Here is a 14,147-nt window from a genome sequence, read left to right on the forward strand (position 1 = left end):
GAGACCGGCCCGACTCAACATCCCCCGAAGTGAGCCGGGCCGGCGTGGTTCGCGCTGAAGTCGGCCCTGCAGTGCACCGGTCACGGTGTGCAGCCGATCTGGGCGGTGCAGCGCCCGATGCCTGACCAGGGGCACGGGCATGCGCCGACTTCAACGCAGTCAGTGGGCGATCAGGCGGTCTCCTTCTCGCGTTCGTAGTTGTGCACGGCGATCTGCACGAGCGTCAGCGTGGCCGTGTCTTCGATGGTCGGCGGAACGATCAGCTTCTCGCCGTTGACGATCTGTCGCAGGTTCTTGCGCAGGATCTTACCTGAGCGCGTCTTGGGCAGCCCCTCGACGACGACCACGTCTTTGAACGCCGCGACGGCGCCGAGCTCTTTGCGCACCTTCTGCACGAGCTCTTTGCGCAGCACCTCTTCGGTGCTGTCGAACCCGTGCTTGAGCACGACGAACCCGAACGGCTTCTCTCCTTTGAGCGCATCGGCGGCCCCGATGACCGCCGCCTCGGCGACAGCCGGATGCGCACCCAGAATGCCTTCCATCTGGCCGGTGCTGAGGCGGTGGCCGGCGACGTTGATCACGTCGTCGGTGCGGCCCATCACGTAGACGTAGCCTTCACGGTCGATGTACCCGGAATCCCCGGTGAGGTAGTATCCCGGGAACGGCTTCAGGTAGCAGCGCTGGTAGCGCTTGTGACGGCGCCAGAGCGTGGTCAGCGTTCCCGGCGGCATCGGCTGCTTGATGACGATGTTGCCTTCGCCCATGTTCGGCACAGGGTTGCCCTCGTCGTCGACGATCTGCACGTTGTAGCCGGGGGTGGGCAGCCCGGACGATCCCGGCCGAGACTCGACCGGCTGCAGACCGATGAAGTTGCCGGTGATCGCCCAGCCCGTCTCAGTCTGCCACCAGTGGTCGACCACTTTCGGGTGGATGTTGGCGACCGCCCAGTGATATGTGTCGGGATCGGTGCGCTCGCCGGCGAGAAAGAGCGCCTGCAGCGACGAGATGTCGAACTGCTTCACGAGCTCGGCCTTCGGATCCTCCTTGCGCACGGCGCGGATGGCTGTGGGCGCAGTGAAGAACGAACGCACTTTGTGACGTTCGATGATGCGCCAGAACTGGCCGGCATCCGGCGTGCCGACGGGCTTGCCCTCGTAGACGACGGTGGTCGCACCGACCAGCAGCGGGCCGTAGATGATGTAGCTGTGCCCGACGACCCAGCCGACGTCCGACGCCGTCCACATGACCTGACCGGCCTCGATGTTGTAGAGGTTCTTCATCGTCCAAGCCAGCGACACGGCGTAGCCGCCGGTGTCACGGACGACGCCCTTCGGCGCGCCGGTGGTGCCCGAGGTGTAGAGAATGTACAGCGGATGCGTCGAGACGACCGGCACCGGTTTGTGCGGTGCCGCATGGGCCATTTCGTCGTCCCAGTCGTACCACTCGGTCTCGATGAGGTCGGCGACCCAGTCGGAGCCGTCCTTCGCGCCGCCGGGAATCTCTGGGCGGTCTTTGACGATGATCGAGTCGACGAAGTGGTCGCAGAGGGCGATGGCCTCGGCGACGATCGGCAGGTACTCGACGATGCGGTTCGGCTCGATGCCGCCGTCGGCGGTCACGAGCACCTTCGGCTTCGCGTCGTTGATGCGGGTGGCGAGCTCCTTGGCAGCGAACCCGCCGAAGACGACGGAGTGCACGGCTCCGAGTCGAGCACAGGCGAGCGAGGCGATCAGCGCCTCGGGGATCATCGGCATGTAGATGACGACGCGGTCGCCGAGGCCGACGCCGTGGGAGGCCAGCACGCCGGCGAAGCGAGCGACCTCGTCGCGCAGTTCGTTATAGGTGTACGTGCGCGACTTGTCTGTGACCGCCGATTCGTAGATCAGCGCCTTCTGGTCGCCGCGGCCCGCCTCGATGTGTCGGTCGAGCGCGTTGTAGGCGACGTTCAGCGTGCCGTTCGGAAACCACTGGTATTCCGGATCGTTGGACGAATCGAGCGCCTGTGTGGGCTCTGAATGCCAGTCGATGGCCTTAGCGGCGTCGAGCCAGAACGACTCTGGATCCTGGATGCTCTGCTGGTACGCCTGCCCGTAGGCTCTCTCACGCACCTGGTCACGCGTGATGTTCATCGTGTCCTCCTCATTGAGTACCTCCCGAGGATGCCGACACGACGGCTCTGTGGCGCCTCATCCTCGAAGCATGGGATCAATATACCGACGTTGTATACACAGATGCAAACATCAACAATGAACTGCAGATGCAATGTGCCAAATACGGCGCTTGATCGCGGGAGATGACGGGCTTCTGCGAAACTGTGTATACATTGACGTGTGATTTGTGTATACACTGATGGCGATCGATCGACGATGACCGAAGGAGGGGATCATGCGCGCAGGTGACCGGGCGTATCAGACTCTCCGTGAAGAGATCACCAACGGCGATCTGCCCGCGGGCACGGTGCTGGGCGAGGTTGAGCAGGCAGTGCGCCTCGGCATCTCCCGCACCCCGGTTCGCGAGGCCCTGCGGCAGCTGATCAGCGAGGGTTTGGCAGTGCAGCGGCCGCGCGGCGTCGAGGTCTCAGAGGTCTCGTTCGAGAACATCAGCGAGCTCTATGACGTGCGCCTGGCCCTGGAATGCCAGGCTGCTCGACTCGCCGCACGCAATCGTGACGTCGACGTGTTCCGAGCGCTGCTCGTGGACTTCCAGCACGTCAGCGACCTGCTCAACACCCGTGACCGCAACCGGCACGACTACTACGAACTCGTCAACCGCCTCGACGACGCCCTCGACCAGGCCGTGCGGAATCCCTACCTGGTCTCGGCGATGGCGACGGTGCGCACGCATCTCGCTCGCATCCGCCACATGGCGCGCAGCGATCGCGCCCGACTCATGGACGCCGCCCGCGAGCACGCGCTCATCGTGCAGGCGATCATCGACGGCGACGGCGATCTCGCTGCGCACGCCACGCATGTGCACCTCTACAACAGTCTTTCCCACCGACTGGCGAAGGCCGCCAGTCTCGAGACCCACTCCGCTGACGCCGTCAGCCCAGATGAAGGAGATGCTCGTGAGACAGCATGACGTCCGTGTGTACAAGAGCGAAGAGAACCTGGCTCGCAAGGATCAGCTCGCCTGGAAGATCGCCGAGGTCGCCGCTGACCCCGTCGAGGTCAGCCAGGAGGTGACCGACGAGGTCATCAACCGTGTGATCGACAACGCCTCGGTGGCCGCGGCATCGCTGCTGCGCGCCCCGATCGTCTCCGCTCGCGCACAGGCAAAGGCTCACCCGTTCACGCGGGGCGGCTCGACGGTCTTCGGCCTGCCCATTCCCAAACGCTACTCGCCAGAGTGGGCCACCTGGGCCAACGGCGTCGCCGTGCGCGAGCTCGACTATCACGACACCTTCCTCGCGGCTGAGTACTCGCACCCCGGCGACAACATCCCCGCGATGATCGCCGTGGCCCAGCACGTCACCGGCACCCGCAGCGCACAGGTCTCCGGCCACGACGTCGTGCGCGGCATCGCCACCGGCTACGAGATCCAGGTCGACCTGGTGCGCGCGATCAGCCTGCACAAACACAAGATCGACCATGTGGCCCACCTCGGCCCGTCGATCGCCGCCGGCCTCGGTACGCTGCTGCATCTCGATCCCGAGGTGATCTTCCAGGCGATCGGCCAGGCACTGCACACCACCACCGCGACGCGTCAGTCTCGCAAGGGGCAGATCTCGACCTGGAAGGCGCATGCCCCGGCATTCGCCGCGAAGATGGCTGTCGAGGCGGTCGACCGCGCGATGCGCGGCCAGACCAGCCCCGAACCCATCTACGAAGGCGAGGACGGCGTGATCGCGTGGATGCTGGACGGCCCCGACGCGCATTACTCGGTTCCGCTTCCCGAGCGCGGTGAGGTCAAGCGCGGCATTCTCGACACCTACACCAAGGAGCACTCAGCCGAGTACCAGGCGCAGGCCTGGATCGATCTCGCCCGTAAGCTGCACAACGAGCACCCGGAACTGGCGAACCCCGCAAACGTCAAGTCGATCGTGCTGCACACCTCGCACCACACGCACTACGTGATCGGCTCGGGCGCGAACGACCCGCAGAAGTACGACCCGACCGCGAGCCGTGAGACGCTCGACCACTCGATTCCGTACATCTTCGCAGTCGCACTGCAGGACGGACGCTGGCACCACGTCGACTCCTACGCTCCCGAGCGGGCCGGTCGGTCTGACACCGTGCAGCTGTGGCACAAGATCACCACTGAAGAGGATGCCGAGTGGACCCGTCGCTACCATTCGATCGATCCTGAAGAGAAGGCCTTCGGCGGCCGTGCCGAGATCGAGCTCGCCGATGGTTCGCACATCACGGCAGAGATCGCCGTCGCCGATGCGCACCCGCTGGGCGCACGCCCGTTCCAGCGAGAGAACTACATCCAGAAGTTCAAGACCCTCGCCGAGCCCGTGCTCGAACCCAGCGAGATCGAGCGCTTCCTTGATGTCGCTCAGCGCCTTGACACCCTGACCGCCGACGAGTTGGGCGAGCTGACCATCGTGGCCCGGCCCGGCCTGCTCGAGAGTGTCAACGACCCGAAGGGAATCTTCTGATGCTGTACTCGAAAGTCACCCCCGAGGCGAAGCGCCGAGCTTTTCGCGACGGGCTGGCCAGCGGACGACTGCAGCGGCTGCCAGGCGCGTTCAACGCGCTCTCGGCGCGGTTGATCGAGCGCAAAGGCTTCGAAGGGGTCTACGCGTCGGGCGGCGTGCTCGCCAACGATCTCGGCTTTCCCGACATCGGCCTGACGACGCTCACCGAGGTCGCCGGTCGCGTGCACACCTATGCGCGCTCGACCGATCTGCCGGTGCTCGTCGACGCCGACACCGGCTTCGGTGAGCCCATGAACGTGGCCCGCACGGTTCAGGAGCTCGAAGATGCGGGCGTCGCCGGCATCCACATCGAAGATCAGATCAACCCGAAGCGATGCGGCCACCTTGACGGCAAAGCCGTCGTCGATCAGGCGACGGCGGTCAATCGAATCCACGCCGCCGTCGAGGCGCGTCGCGACGAGAACCTGGTGATCCTGGCACGCACCGACATCAGGGGGTCTGAGGGGCTTGAAGCGGCCATCGACCGCGCGAAGGCCCTGGTCGACGCGGGCGCCGACGGTATCTTCCCGGAGGCCCTGAGAGATCTGGGCGAGTTCGAGGCGTTCCGCCAGGCGGTCGACGTGCCGCTGCTGGCGAACATGACCGAGTTTGGCAAGAGCGAGCTGTTCACGAATCAGCAGCTGCAGGATCTCGGATTTAACCTGGTGATCTACCCGGTCTCGCTGCAGCGACTGGCGTTGGGCGCCGCTGAGCGCGGGCTCGACGCGATCATCAGCGAAGGCAGCCTGAGCTCGCAGGTCGAGCACATGCAGACCCGAGCCGACCTCTACGAGTTGGTCGACTACCCGGCGTACAGCGAGTTCGACACCTCGGTGTTCAACTTCGACGTCGAGCGCGACAACTACCACTGATCCGCATTTCGAAAGAGACAATCATGACTGAGATCTACAAGGGCCTGGCCGGTGTGCCCGTCGACTACACCGCCATCTCGAAGGTGAACCCCGAGACGAACTCGCTGCTCTACCGCGGTTACCCCGTGCAGGAGCTCGCTGCGACGCAGTCGTTCGAGGCCGTCGCCTATCTGCTCTGGCACGGTGAGCTGCCCAACGACGAGCAGCTCGCCGAGTTCGTGTCGACCGAGCGCTCGCTGCGCGGTCTCGATGCGAACGTCAAAGCCGTCATCGACTCGCTGCCGACTGACTCGCATCCGATGGATGTCGTGCGCACGGCCGTCAGCGTGATCGGCGCGAACGACCCCAAGACGGCTGACGAGTCGCCCGAGGCCGAGCTCGAGAAGGCGGTGAACCTCTTCGCGAAGCTGCCGTCGATCGTCTCGTACGATCAGCGTCGCCGCCGCGGCGAGGCATACGTCGAGCCGAACGCCGACCTCGACTATTCGGCGAACTTCCTCTGGCAGACCTTCGGCAAGGAGCCCGACGACTTCGAGGTCGACGCATTCAGGGTGTCGCTGATTCTGTACGCAGAGCACTCGTTCAACGCGTCGACCTTCACCGCCCGCGTCATCACCTCGACGCTCAGCGACCTCTACTCGGCGGTCACCGGCGCGATCGGCGCGCTGAAGGGGCCGCTGCACGGCGGAGCGAACGAGGCGGTGCTGCACATCTTCAACGAGATCAACGCGCAGGCCGAGCAGCAGGGCGTCGAGATCGAGCAGGCCGCGCACGACTGGCTGACTCAGGCGTTCTCCGAAAAGCGCAAGGTCATGGGCTTCGGGCACCGCGTCTACAAGAAGGGCGACTCGCGTGTGCCGACCATGCAGCAGTCGACGCTCGAGCTGATCGAGCGCTACGACCGCGACGACCTGAAGCGTCTCTACGACGCGCTGGCCAAAGAGGTCGACGAGGCCAAGGGCATCAAGCCGAACCTCGACTACCCGGCCGGCCCAGCGTACTTTCTGCTCGGGTTCGACATTCCGACGTTCACGCCGATCTTCGTGGCGGCCCGCGTCACCGGCTGGACGGCGCACATCATCGAGCAGCGCGCGAGCAACGCGCTGATTCGCCCGCTCTCGCTGTACAACGGCGTCGATGAGCGGCACGTGCCGGGCTTCGAGGGATAGGCTTGCACTGCGGCACCCGAATCGGACGGGGCCGCGACTCACAGACCGGCGTCACTTGGGCATGAGCGTGGGTGGCGTCTACAGACGGGCGGGATGCGGAATCGGGGGATGCCGCATCCCGCCCTTTCCTGTCTGCTTGGGCGTCTGGCGCTTGGGCGCCTGGCTGCTTGGTGCCTGGCTGCTTGACACCTGTCAGCTGGGTGCCTGTCTGGCTGGGTTCCTGTCTGCCTGAGGCAGTGCCCACGGCATGGCATTCGTCGTCTGCTGCCGGCCTCACGTCCCCCGGATGCAGTGCTCTGCAGCCCGACGTGTTCGTTCCGGGCTTTGCCCCATCGAGACATGACAAATGACTGTCCTCCCCATCGAGACATGCCAAATTCCATGCCTGGATGCTTCAGAAGGACATCTGCCATGTCTCGATGCCTCGGCGGGTGTTCGTTCTGCACACATGAGCTGAACACGCTGCAGACAGACGAAGAGGCCGGGTCAGACATCATTCGTTGATGTCAGACCCGGCCTGTGTCATGCCCGGCTGCCGCAGCTCCAACGTCCGGCGGCAGCTCAGAGGGAGCTACCTTCGATCGAACCGTACGCCCTCGGGCTTGGAGTCGAGGGCGAGCAGCACGATCACGATGATGCCGCCGGCGAACGGGATCAGCGACAGGAAGTAGAAGGCGCCCGACTTGTCGGTGTCATGGAAGCGGCGCCAGACGAGTCCGAGCGTGGGCAGCAGCACGGCCAGGCTGTAAAGCACCAGAATCACGGCGACAGCGATGCCGAACGGCCCGGGCACGGACTGCTGGGTGGTCATGAGCTGGTCGCCGACGCGCACGGTCGAGACCTCGGTGCGTGAGCCGACCCCGGTCAGCACGCTCAGCACGAACGAGATCACGGCGTTGACCAGCATGACCCACCAGAACTCGCTGCGGCTGGCACGCCCTGAGAAGTTCACGTAGTTCTTGAGCCAGCGGACGACCGCCTGCTTGATCGTCGCACCGTAGAGCGGGAGCGTGAGGTCGTCGGGATCGCTTGCGCCGAGCGGCCCCGAGGGCTGGCCGTATCCCTGCGGGCCTCCGTACTGCGGCGGCTGTGGCGGCTGCTGCGGAGGCTGACCGTACTGGCCCGGTGCACCGTACTGCGGCTGCTGGGGGGCTCCGGCCTGGGGAGGCTGGGGCGCGGCATACTGCGGTGGCTGCGGGGGACGCGGTGGCTGTGGCGGCTGCTGGCCGCTGCCATCGGTCGGCTTGGGGCCGTTTGGCGACGCCGGAGGCTCATAGGGAGGAGGAATGGTCATGTCAGTGCCTTTCTCAGGTATCAGCCAGTCGTTGCCCAGCAGCCTAACAGCGAGCGGGCGGGGGAGACCAGTGACCGGCCGTGATCGCGAGGAGTCGGTGTGGCATCGGGGCGATCCGGTGATCACTGCCGAGCACTGATCACACCTGCAGCTCGGCCCCCATGACAACAGTGCGCTCTGGCGGCAGGTGAAACGCCTGTGTGCGGTTCGTCGACAGTCGCTCAAGCGCACGAAAGAGGCGGCGCTGCCACCGAGGCCAGTGGGCGACGTGCTCTGTCGCACCGGGCTCGATGCGGAACACGGAGAGCACGTAGGTCGCCGTCGACGGATCGATCTCGAGCTCTGGCGAGAGACCACGGGACTGCTCAAGCGCAGCAGGGATGTTCTGCGAATCGTTGAAACCGACTTGGTAGCGCAGCTGTACGATGCCGTCCTCTGTGTCGGTGAGATTGTCTACGACGATCCGCTGGTCGACCGGCACATGCGGAACGCCCAGGCTGCGCACGCAGACGATGACGACATGCTCGTGCAGCACGTGCGTGAAGTCGATGTTCGCGCGCAGAGCCAGCGGCGTGGTCGCGATGTCGCCATGTGGGTAGACGGCCACTCCGGGCACGCGATCGATGCCGCCGCAGCGCACCTCGTCGACGAGGTCGCCGATCGGCCCCTCCATATCGTGCCGTCGGCCGAAGGCGATCTTCGAGCCGCGGCTCCAGGTGAACATGATGACGACGAAGATCGCTGAGATCGTGAGCGGCAGCCATCCGCCGGTGATCACTTTCAGCGAGTTCGCCGCCAGCAGCAGCATCTCGAGCCCGCCGATGAGCACCGCCATCGTTGCGATGACCGGCCACGACCACTGCCAGACCGTGCGGGCGAAGACCAAGAAGAGCGTCAGCTCGAGCACCAGGGTGCCGGTCACCGCGAGCCCGTAGGCAGAGGCGAGCCGTTCGGAAGACCCAAATCCGAGCACTAAGGCGAGCACGCCGACCAGCAGCAGCGCATTGACCGCCGGCAGATAGATCTGTCCGGCGTTGCTGCGTGAGGTCTGCACGATCTTGAGCCTCGGCAGCAGGCTCAGACGAACAGCCTGGCGCACGATCGAGAAGGCGCCCGAGATCACGGCCTGCGACGCGATCACCGTCGCCAGCGTTGCCAGCACGACGATCGGCACCAGCGCCCAGCTCGGCGCCATGCGGAAGAACGGACTGCTGAGCGCGTCAGGATCATGAAGCAGCATCGCACCCTGGCCGAGGTAGTTCAGCAGCAGTGCCGGGAAGGCGAACATCAGCCAGCCGAGCACGATCGGGCGTCGGCCGAAGTGCCCGAGGTCGGCGTAGAGCGCCTCGGCGCCTGTGACGGCGAGCACAGCCGCTCCGAGAGCCATGAACGCGACCCATGGGTGAGCGGCTGCGAAGGAGAGCGCGTACGTCGGGGAGAGCGCTCGCAGCACGCTGGGGTCGGTGGCGAGCCAGCCGACGCCGAGCACGGCGAGCACGACGAACCACAACGCCATGATCGGGCCGAAGGCCTTGCCGATGCGCCCGGTGCCCCGAGGCTGCACGAGAAACAGCAGAGCCAGAATCACCACTGAGATCGGCACGACCCAGGATCCGAAGTCGGGGTCTGCCACCGAAAGCCCCTCCGACGCGCTCATCACGGAGATGGCCGGGGTGATCATGGAGTCGCCCAGAAAGAGCGCGGCGCCGACCACGGCGACTGCGATCGCGAACCCGGAGACGCGAGCACCGCGTCCGTTTTTGCGTCGAATCATGGCGGCGAGTGAGATGATGCCGCCCTCGCCCTGGTTGTCGGCTCGGGTGATGATGCCGACGTATGTCACTGTGACTATGACGATCAGGCACCAAATGATCATCGAGATGACGCCGAGCACGCTCTGCTCGTTGATGTCGGCGTCGGAGTGAGAGCGCAGCACCGTGCGCAGCGTGTACAGCGGGCTCGTGCCGATGTCGCCGAACACGATGCCGATGGCGCCGAGGGTGAGCGCAGCGATTGGACCGCGCTTCGATGCCGTCAGGGCGGTCATCTGCGTCGTGACCGGGCCGGTGTACGGATGACTCTCACCGGTGTTTCTGCGCGAGGCGAACATGATCGCCATCATGCCACTGGCGGGGTACGTCGTCTGCATCGCACGGCGTGTCACGGATACGACACTGAACGCTGTTTCGCGCAGCAGGCCGGACGAATTGGGCGGATGTCGGGCGGCTTCTCGTGGCACACCGCTCGGCCAAGAGTGCGCCGGGTGCGAAAGAAGGCCCCTCTCCCGTGTAAACACTGGGGAGAGGAGCCTTCGTGACGTGCCCCCCGAGAGTTTCGATCTCTCTACCCGCGGATTAAAAGTCCGCTGCTCTTCCGATTGAGCTAGAGGGGCCCAGTGCGCTTTGCGGCGCACCGCCCATCATTCTGCCACAATCGCCGAACCTTTCGCTACCAGCGCTCCTATTTACTTAGGCTAACTAATTGTCTAGTGTTGTAGCCAACATGAGTGTCTCTTCTACCTCTGAACCTGTCTCCCGATCACAGCCCCAGTCGACTCCGCCGGCTCCGGCGATCGCTGACGGCTCTGACCCCGCCTCGCTCCGCACGATCGCCGACCTCGCCGAAGAGCTGCGCACTGCGGTGGCTCGTATCAACCGGCGGCTGCGCTCAGAGAACCCCGGCGGCGTCACTCCGGCCCAGCTGACCGTGCTGCTCACCCTCGACCGCAGCGGCGAGCAGACGCTGGGGTCGCTGGCCGAGATCGTCATGGTCAGCCCTCCGTCGATGAACCGCACTGTGTCGCATCTGGTCGAGGCCGGTCTCGTCGAGCGCGAGCAGTCGCAGACCGACCGTCGCGTGACGCGACTGCGCATCACGGCATCCGGCCGAGTCGAAGCCGACCGCACCCGGGCTCACCGCGACGAATGGCTCGGGCGGCAGCTCGCGGCTCTCACCGCCGAGCAGCGCGCCGAGCTCGGCCGCGCCGCCGCATACCTCAGCGAGGTCGCCGCCCGATGATCTCGACCTTTCGCTCGCTCGCGGTGCGCAACTATCGCTGCTGGTTCGCCGGCGCGCTGGTCTCGAACGTCGGCATGTGGATGCAGCGCACGGCCCAAGACTGGATCGTTCTGACCCAGCTCACCGACCACGACGCGGCTGCCGTCGGCGTCATCACGGCGCTGCAGTTCGGCCCGCAGCTCCTGCTGACGCCGCTGGCCGGAATGGTGTGCGACCGGTTCCAGCGTCGTCGTGTGCTGTTGGTGACCCAGATCGTCATGGGGCTGCTCGGCTTCGCCTTGGGCGCTTGGGTGCTGCTCGGCAGCCCCGATCTGCTGCACATCTATGCCTTCGCCCTTGCCCTCGGCGTCGTCAGTGCGTTCGACACCCCGGCCCGTCAGGTGTTCGTCAGCGACCTGGTTCCCCGTGGAGCGGTCGGCAACGCGGTCGCGCTCAACTCCACGTCGTTCAACCTCTCGCGCATGGCCGGCCCGGCCGTCGCCGGTGTGCTCATCGCCATCGTCGGCGCGGGCTGGGTGTTCGTGATCAACGGATTCACCTTCGTCGGGGTGATCGCGGCGCTGCTGCTGATTCGTCCTCGCGACTACTACGGCGAACCCGTCGCGACCACGCCCAAGACGGCGCGCACCAGCGGCATCCTCGAGGGCATCCGCTACGTGCGCGGACGCTCCGATCTGCAGCTCGTGATGCTGATGATCTTCTTGATCGGCACGTTCGGCATGAACTTTCCTGTTCTGCTCTCGGCGATGGTCACCGTCACGTATCAGCAGGGGGCGCAGGAGTACGGCGTCATCTCGTCGGTGCTCGGCATCGGCTCGCTCGTCGGTGCGCTCATCAGCGCCTCTCTCGAACGGCCTCGGCTGCGCAGCGTGATGCTCGGCGCCGTCGGTTTCGGCTTCGTCATGCTCGGAGCCGCCTTCGCCCCGACGCTGCTCACCTTCGCGATCGCACTGGTCGCGCTGGGGCTGTGCACGCAGACCATTCTGGCAAGCGCCAACGGCTACGTGCAGCTGACCAGTGCCCCCACCGTGCGCGGCCGCGTGATGGCGCTCTACATGGCGCTGCTGATGGGCGGAACCCCGTTCGGCGCACCGCTGGTCGGCTGGGTGGCGAACACGTTCGGCCCCCGCTGGTCGTTGGTCGTCGCCGCAGCCTCGGGTCTGGTAGCAGCAGGAGCGGCGGCCTGGTGGCTCTTTCTCACGCACCATGGCCGTCTGCACCGCAACCCCGACGGCGGGCTGCGTCATGCCTTCGTCATCGAGCTCGACGGGGGTGAGGCTCGCACACCGGCGGATGTCGATCTTGCGGCCGCCTCGAAGCCCAGAGCTGGGCACGCGGGGGCCGGTGGCGACAGCGATCGGCAGCCTGTCACTCAGCCGGTCTCGACCGTGACGACCGAGATCGCCGTGATCGACGTCGACAGGCTCGGACGGCGTCGCCGAGTGCAGCGGCGGCAGAGGCCTCCGCATACACTGGAGCGGTGAGAGAACACCACAGACCCGTGCTCTTCGGCGACGGGGAGTTCGAAAGAATCGAAGGCGCAGCCGACCCGGCGGCGGTCTACCGCCTAGCTCATGAGACCGCCCGAACTCTGATGGCTCGGGCTCGAGGCATGGACGATGAGAACGTGCTCAAACGACTGTCTCACTACACCGACGAGCACGGCGTCGAAACGATCACGGAGCTTTGGGCGACCGCCTCTGCCGAGAGTCTGCCCGGCGTGCTCTGGCGCATCTATCTGCTGCGCAGCCTGATCATGGCGTCGACCGAAGAGGTGACCGCGCTCTACGACCTCGGGGCCCGGCGGCTGAGCACCGCAGACCCGATCGTCACCGGGCTCGACACGCCCGCACAGGTGCTCGAGGTGCAGCGACTCAGCGAACGCATCCTGCGCGGCGTCTTCAGCGGCGACTTCCACCTGGCTCTGATGCAGGCGGCGGCGTTCTGCAGCGTTCTCGCGGCCGGCTGCCTGGCGCACGTCGACGTGATCGAGCTCGCCGAGCCGGATGCGGCTGCACGACTCACCCGCCAGGCCGGGACGCTCACCGACATGGTCGTGGTCTTTCGCAGGGGGGCTGTGCTCTGGACGCAGGATGCCCTAGACTGACATGGCTCTCGGCAACGGGAGCTGGCCAGGTCGTGTAACCCCGGGCTCCAACTTTTGCCGCTTCGAGCGGCCTTCCGCCGAGAGGCGTTCGCGGCCTGGCCACACCACTTCTGATCGAGGGCGATGACGTGCCGATCGGCTGCCTCCCCGAGAGAGACAGGATCCGACATGCTCGACCGCCAGCGCATCCGCCATGACCTCAGAGTTCGCGAGGTGACGGTCAGCGCCGTCTCGCAGGTCTCGCCTTCCATGCGGCGAATTACTTTCTCGTCGCCGACGCTCGACGACTTTCTCGCCCCCGGACCAGCCGATCACGTCAAGCTCTTTCTGCCTGACGAGCACGGGGTGATCAACGCGCCCGCCGTCGATGCCGAGGGCCGCCTGCGACGCCCTGATGCGCCGCTGACCAGCCGTGACTACACCCCACGCGCATGGCGTGCCGCCGAGAGCGGGCACGAGGCGCAGATCGACATCGACTTCGCGCTGCACGAAGGCGGACCGGCGACCAGCTGGGCGCGTGCGGCGGCCGTCGGAGACCACTTGGTGATCGCGGGCCCGCGTGGATCGCGCACGGCTCCGCTTGAAGCCGCTCGCGCCGTGCTGATCGCGGATGTGACCGCGCTGCCCGCCTTGGCCCGCTGGCTCGAGGCGCTGCCGGGTCGCACGGTGATCGACGTGATCGTGTGGGGCACCTACGAGGCCGATGCCGAGTATCTCGACGCGCGGCTGCGAGCCCGCATCGCCAGTCTGAACTGGGTGCCCGCGGATGCGCCGTCATCGGCTCTCGAGGATGCTGTCGCCGGGATCGACTTTGCGGCGGGCACGTTCGTGTGGGCAGCCGGCGAGGCGTCGGCGCTGATTCCGGTGCGGCGTCATCTGCGCGGTCTTGAGACGCTCGACCGCCGTGATCTTGACGTCCAGGGATACTGGAAGCGGGGCGTGGTGGCACTTGACCATCACGCCCCGCTTGATCCCAGCGATCCGGAGTGACCCGGCACTGACGCCGTCGGCTTCCCCCTCCGAAGCCGACGGCAGGCCGGTGTTC

General features: G+C 66.0%; 11 protein-coding genes and 1 tRNA gene. 8 read left to right on the top strand and 4 right to left on the bottom strand.

The window, feature by feature from the left end:
- Positions 1 to 170 precede the first annotated feature (170 nt).
- Positions 171 to 2,129 (bottom strand): acetate--CoA ligase, encoded by a 1,959-nt coding sequence (locus tag F8O06_RS01350; protein ID WP_158037119.1) that lies wholly within the window; start codon positions 2,127 to 2,129, stop codon positions 171 to 173.
- Between the two features lie 256 nt (positions 2,130 to 2,385).
- Between F8O06_RS01350 and F8O06_RS01355 the strand changes: the two genes are divergently transcribed.
- From F8O06_RS01355 to F8O06_RS01370, 4 genes are read left to right on the top strand one after another with little or no spacing between them, the layout of a single operon-like run.
- Positions 2,386 to 3,081, top strand: a complete 696-nt coding sequence (locus tag F8O06_RS01355; protein WP_158037120.1) for a GntR family transcriptional regulator — start codon at positions 2,386 to 2,388, stop codon at positions 3,079 to 3,081.
- On the top strand, positions 3,062 to 4,603 hold the full coding sequence (locus F8O06_RS01360; RefSeq protein WP_158037121.1) for an MmgE/PrpD family protein: 1,542 nt from the start codon (positions 3,062 to 3,064) through the stop codon (positions 4,601 to 4,603). Before F8O06_RS01355 ends, F8O06_RS01360 begins: the two co-directional genes overlap by 20 nt.
- Positions 4,603 to 5,514, top strand: a complete 912-nt coding sequence (gene prpB, locus F8O06_RS01365) for a methylisocitrate lyase (protein WP_158037122.1) — start codon at positions 4,603 to 4,605, stop codon at positions 5,512 to 5,514. The genes F8O06_RS01360 and prpB overlap by 1 nt, the downstream gene beginning before the upstream one ends.
- A gap of 23 nt (positions 5,515 to 5,537) precedes the next feature.
- The gene (locus tag F8O06_RS01370; protein WP_158030261.1) at positions 5,538 to 6,683 is read left to right on the top strand and encodes a bifunctional 2-methylcitrate synthase/citrate synthase; all 1,146 of its coding nucleotides are present in this window, start codon (positions 5,538 to 5,540) and stop codon (positions 6,681 to 6,683) included.
- Between the two features lie 571 nt (positions 6,684 to 7,254).
- Here the strand turns inward: F8O06_RS01370 and F8O06_RS01375 are convergent.
- From F8O06_RS01375 to F8O06_RS01385, 3 genes are all read right to left on the bottom strand, one after another.
- Positions 7,255 to 7,977, bottom strand: coding sequence for a DUF805 domain-containing protein (locus F8O06_RS01375; protein ID WP_158037123.1), 723 nt, complete (start codon positions 7,975 to 7,977; stop codon positions 7,255 to 7,257).
- 139 nt (positions 7,978 to 8,116) lie between these two features.
- Complete coding sequence (locus F8O06_RS01380; protein ID WP_225733319.1) at positions 8,117 to 10,126, bottom strand: potassium transporter Kup; 2,010 nt, start codon at positions 10,124 to 10,126, stop codon at positions 8,117 to 8,119.
- 170 nt (positions 10,127 to 10,296) lie between these two features.
- Positions 10,297 to 10,369, bottom strand: a tRNA-Lys gene (locus F8O06_RS01385).
- Positions 10,370 to 10,479: 110 nt separating this feature from the next.
- On the opposite strand from F8O06_RS01385, the gene F8O06_RS01390 reads away from it, so the two are divergent.
- From F8O06_RS01390 to F8O06_RS01405, 4 genes are all read left to right on the top strand, one after another.
- On the top strand, positions 10,480 to 10,995 hold the full coding sequence (locus tag F8O06_RS01390) for a MarR family winged helix-turn-helix transcriptional regulator (RefSeq protein ID WP_158037124.1): 516 nt from the start codon (positions 10,480 to 10,482) through the stop codon (positions 10,993 to 10,995).
- Complete coding sequence (locus F8O06_RS01395) at positions 10,992 to 12,479, top strand: MFS transporter (RefSeq protein ID WP_158037125.1); 1,488 nt, start codon at positions 10,992 to 10,994, stop codon at positions 12,477 to 12,479. Before F8O06_RS01390 ends, F8O06_RS01395 begins: the two co-directional genes overlap by 4 nt.
- Entirely contained in the window at positions 12,476 to 13,102 is a 627-nt protein-coding gene (locus F8O06_RS01400) for a DNA-directed RNA polymerase subunit beta (protein ID WP_158037126.1), read from the top strand. The genes F8O06_RS01395 and F8O06_RS01400 overlap by 4 nt, the downstream gene beginning before the upstream one ends.
- Before the next feature lie 168 nt (positions 13,103 to 13,270).
- Positions 13,271 to 14,092, top strand: a complete 822-nt coding sequence (locus tag F8O06_RS01405; RefSeq protein ID WP_192496789.1) for a siderophore-interacting protein — start codon at positions 13,271 to 13,273, stop codon at positions 14,090 to 14,092.
- Positions 14,093 to 14,147: the final 55 nt, after the last annotated feature.

Source organism: Pseudoclavibacter sp. CFCC 14310, from assembly GCF_008831165.1.
GTDB lineage: Bacteria > Actinomycetota > Actinomycetes > Actinomycetales > Microbacteriaceae > Pseudoclavibacter_A.

Bases quoted from the DNA above. Each gene is read 5' to 3' on its own strand.
- F8O06_RS01395 (WP_158037125.1), top strand. From the start codon at position 10,992: ATGATCTCGACCTTTCGCTCGCTCGCGGTGCGCAACTATCGCTGCTGG.
- F8O06_RS01350 (WP_158037119.1), bottom strand. From the start codon at position 2,129: ATGAACATCACGCGTGACCAGGTGCGTGAGAGAGCCTACGGGCAGGCG.
- F8O06_RS01405 (WP_192496789.1), top strand. From the start codon at position 13,271: ATGCTCGACCGCCAGCGCATCCGCCATGACCTCAGAGTTCGCGAGGTG.
- F8O06_RS01375 (WP_158037123.1), bottom strand. From the start codon at position 7,977: ATGACCATTCCTCCTCCCTATGAGCCTCCGGCGTCGCCAAACGGCCCC.
- prpB (WP_158037122.1), top strand. From the start codon at position 4,603: ATGCTGTACTCGAAAGTCACCCCCGAGGCGAAGCGCCGAGCTTTTCGC.
- F8O06_RS01380 (WP_225733319.1), bottom strand. From the start codon at position 10,126: ATGCAGACGACGTACCCCGCCAGTGGCATGATGGCGATCATGTTCGCC.
- F8O06_RS01360 (WP_158037121.1), top strand. From the start codon at position 3,062: ATGCTCGTGAGACAGCATGACGTCCGTGTGTACAAGAGCGAAGAGAAC.
- F8O06_RS01355 (WP_158037120.1), top strand. From the start codon at position 2,386: ATGCGCGCAGGTGACCGGGCGTATCAGACTCTCCGTGAAGAGATCACC.
- F8O06_RS01370 (WP_158030261.1), top strand. From the start codon at position 5,538: ATGACTGAGATCTACAAGGGCCTGGCCGGTGTGCCCGTCGACTACACC.
- F8O06_RS01390 (WP_158037124.1), top strand. From the start codon at position 10,480: ATGAGTGTCTCTTCTACCTCTGAACCTGTCTCCCGATCACAGCCCCAG.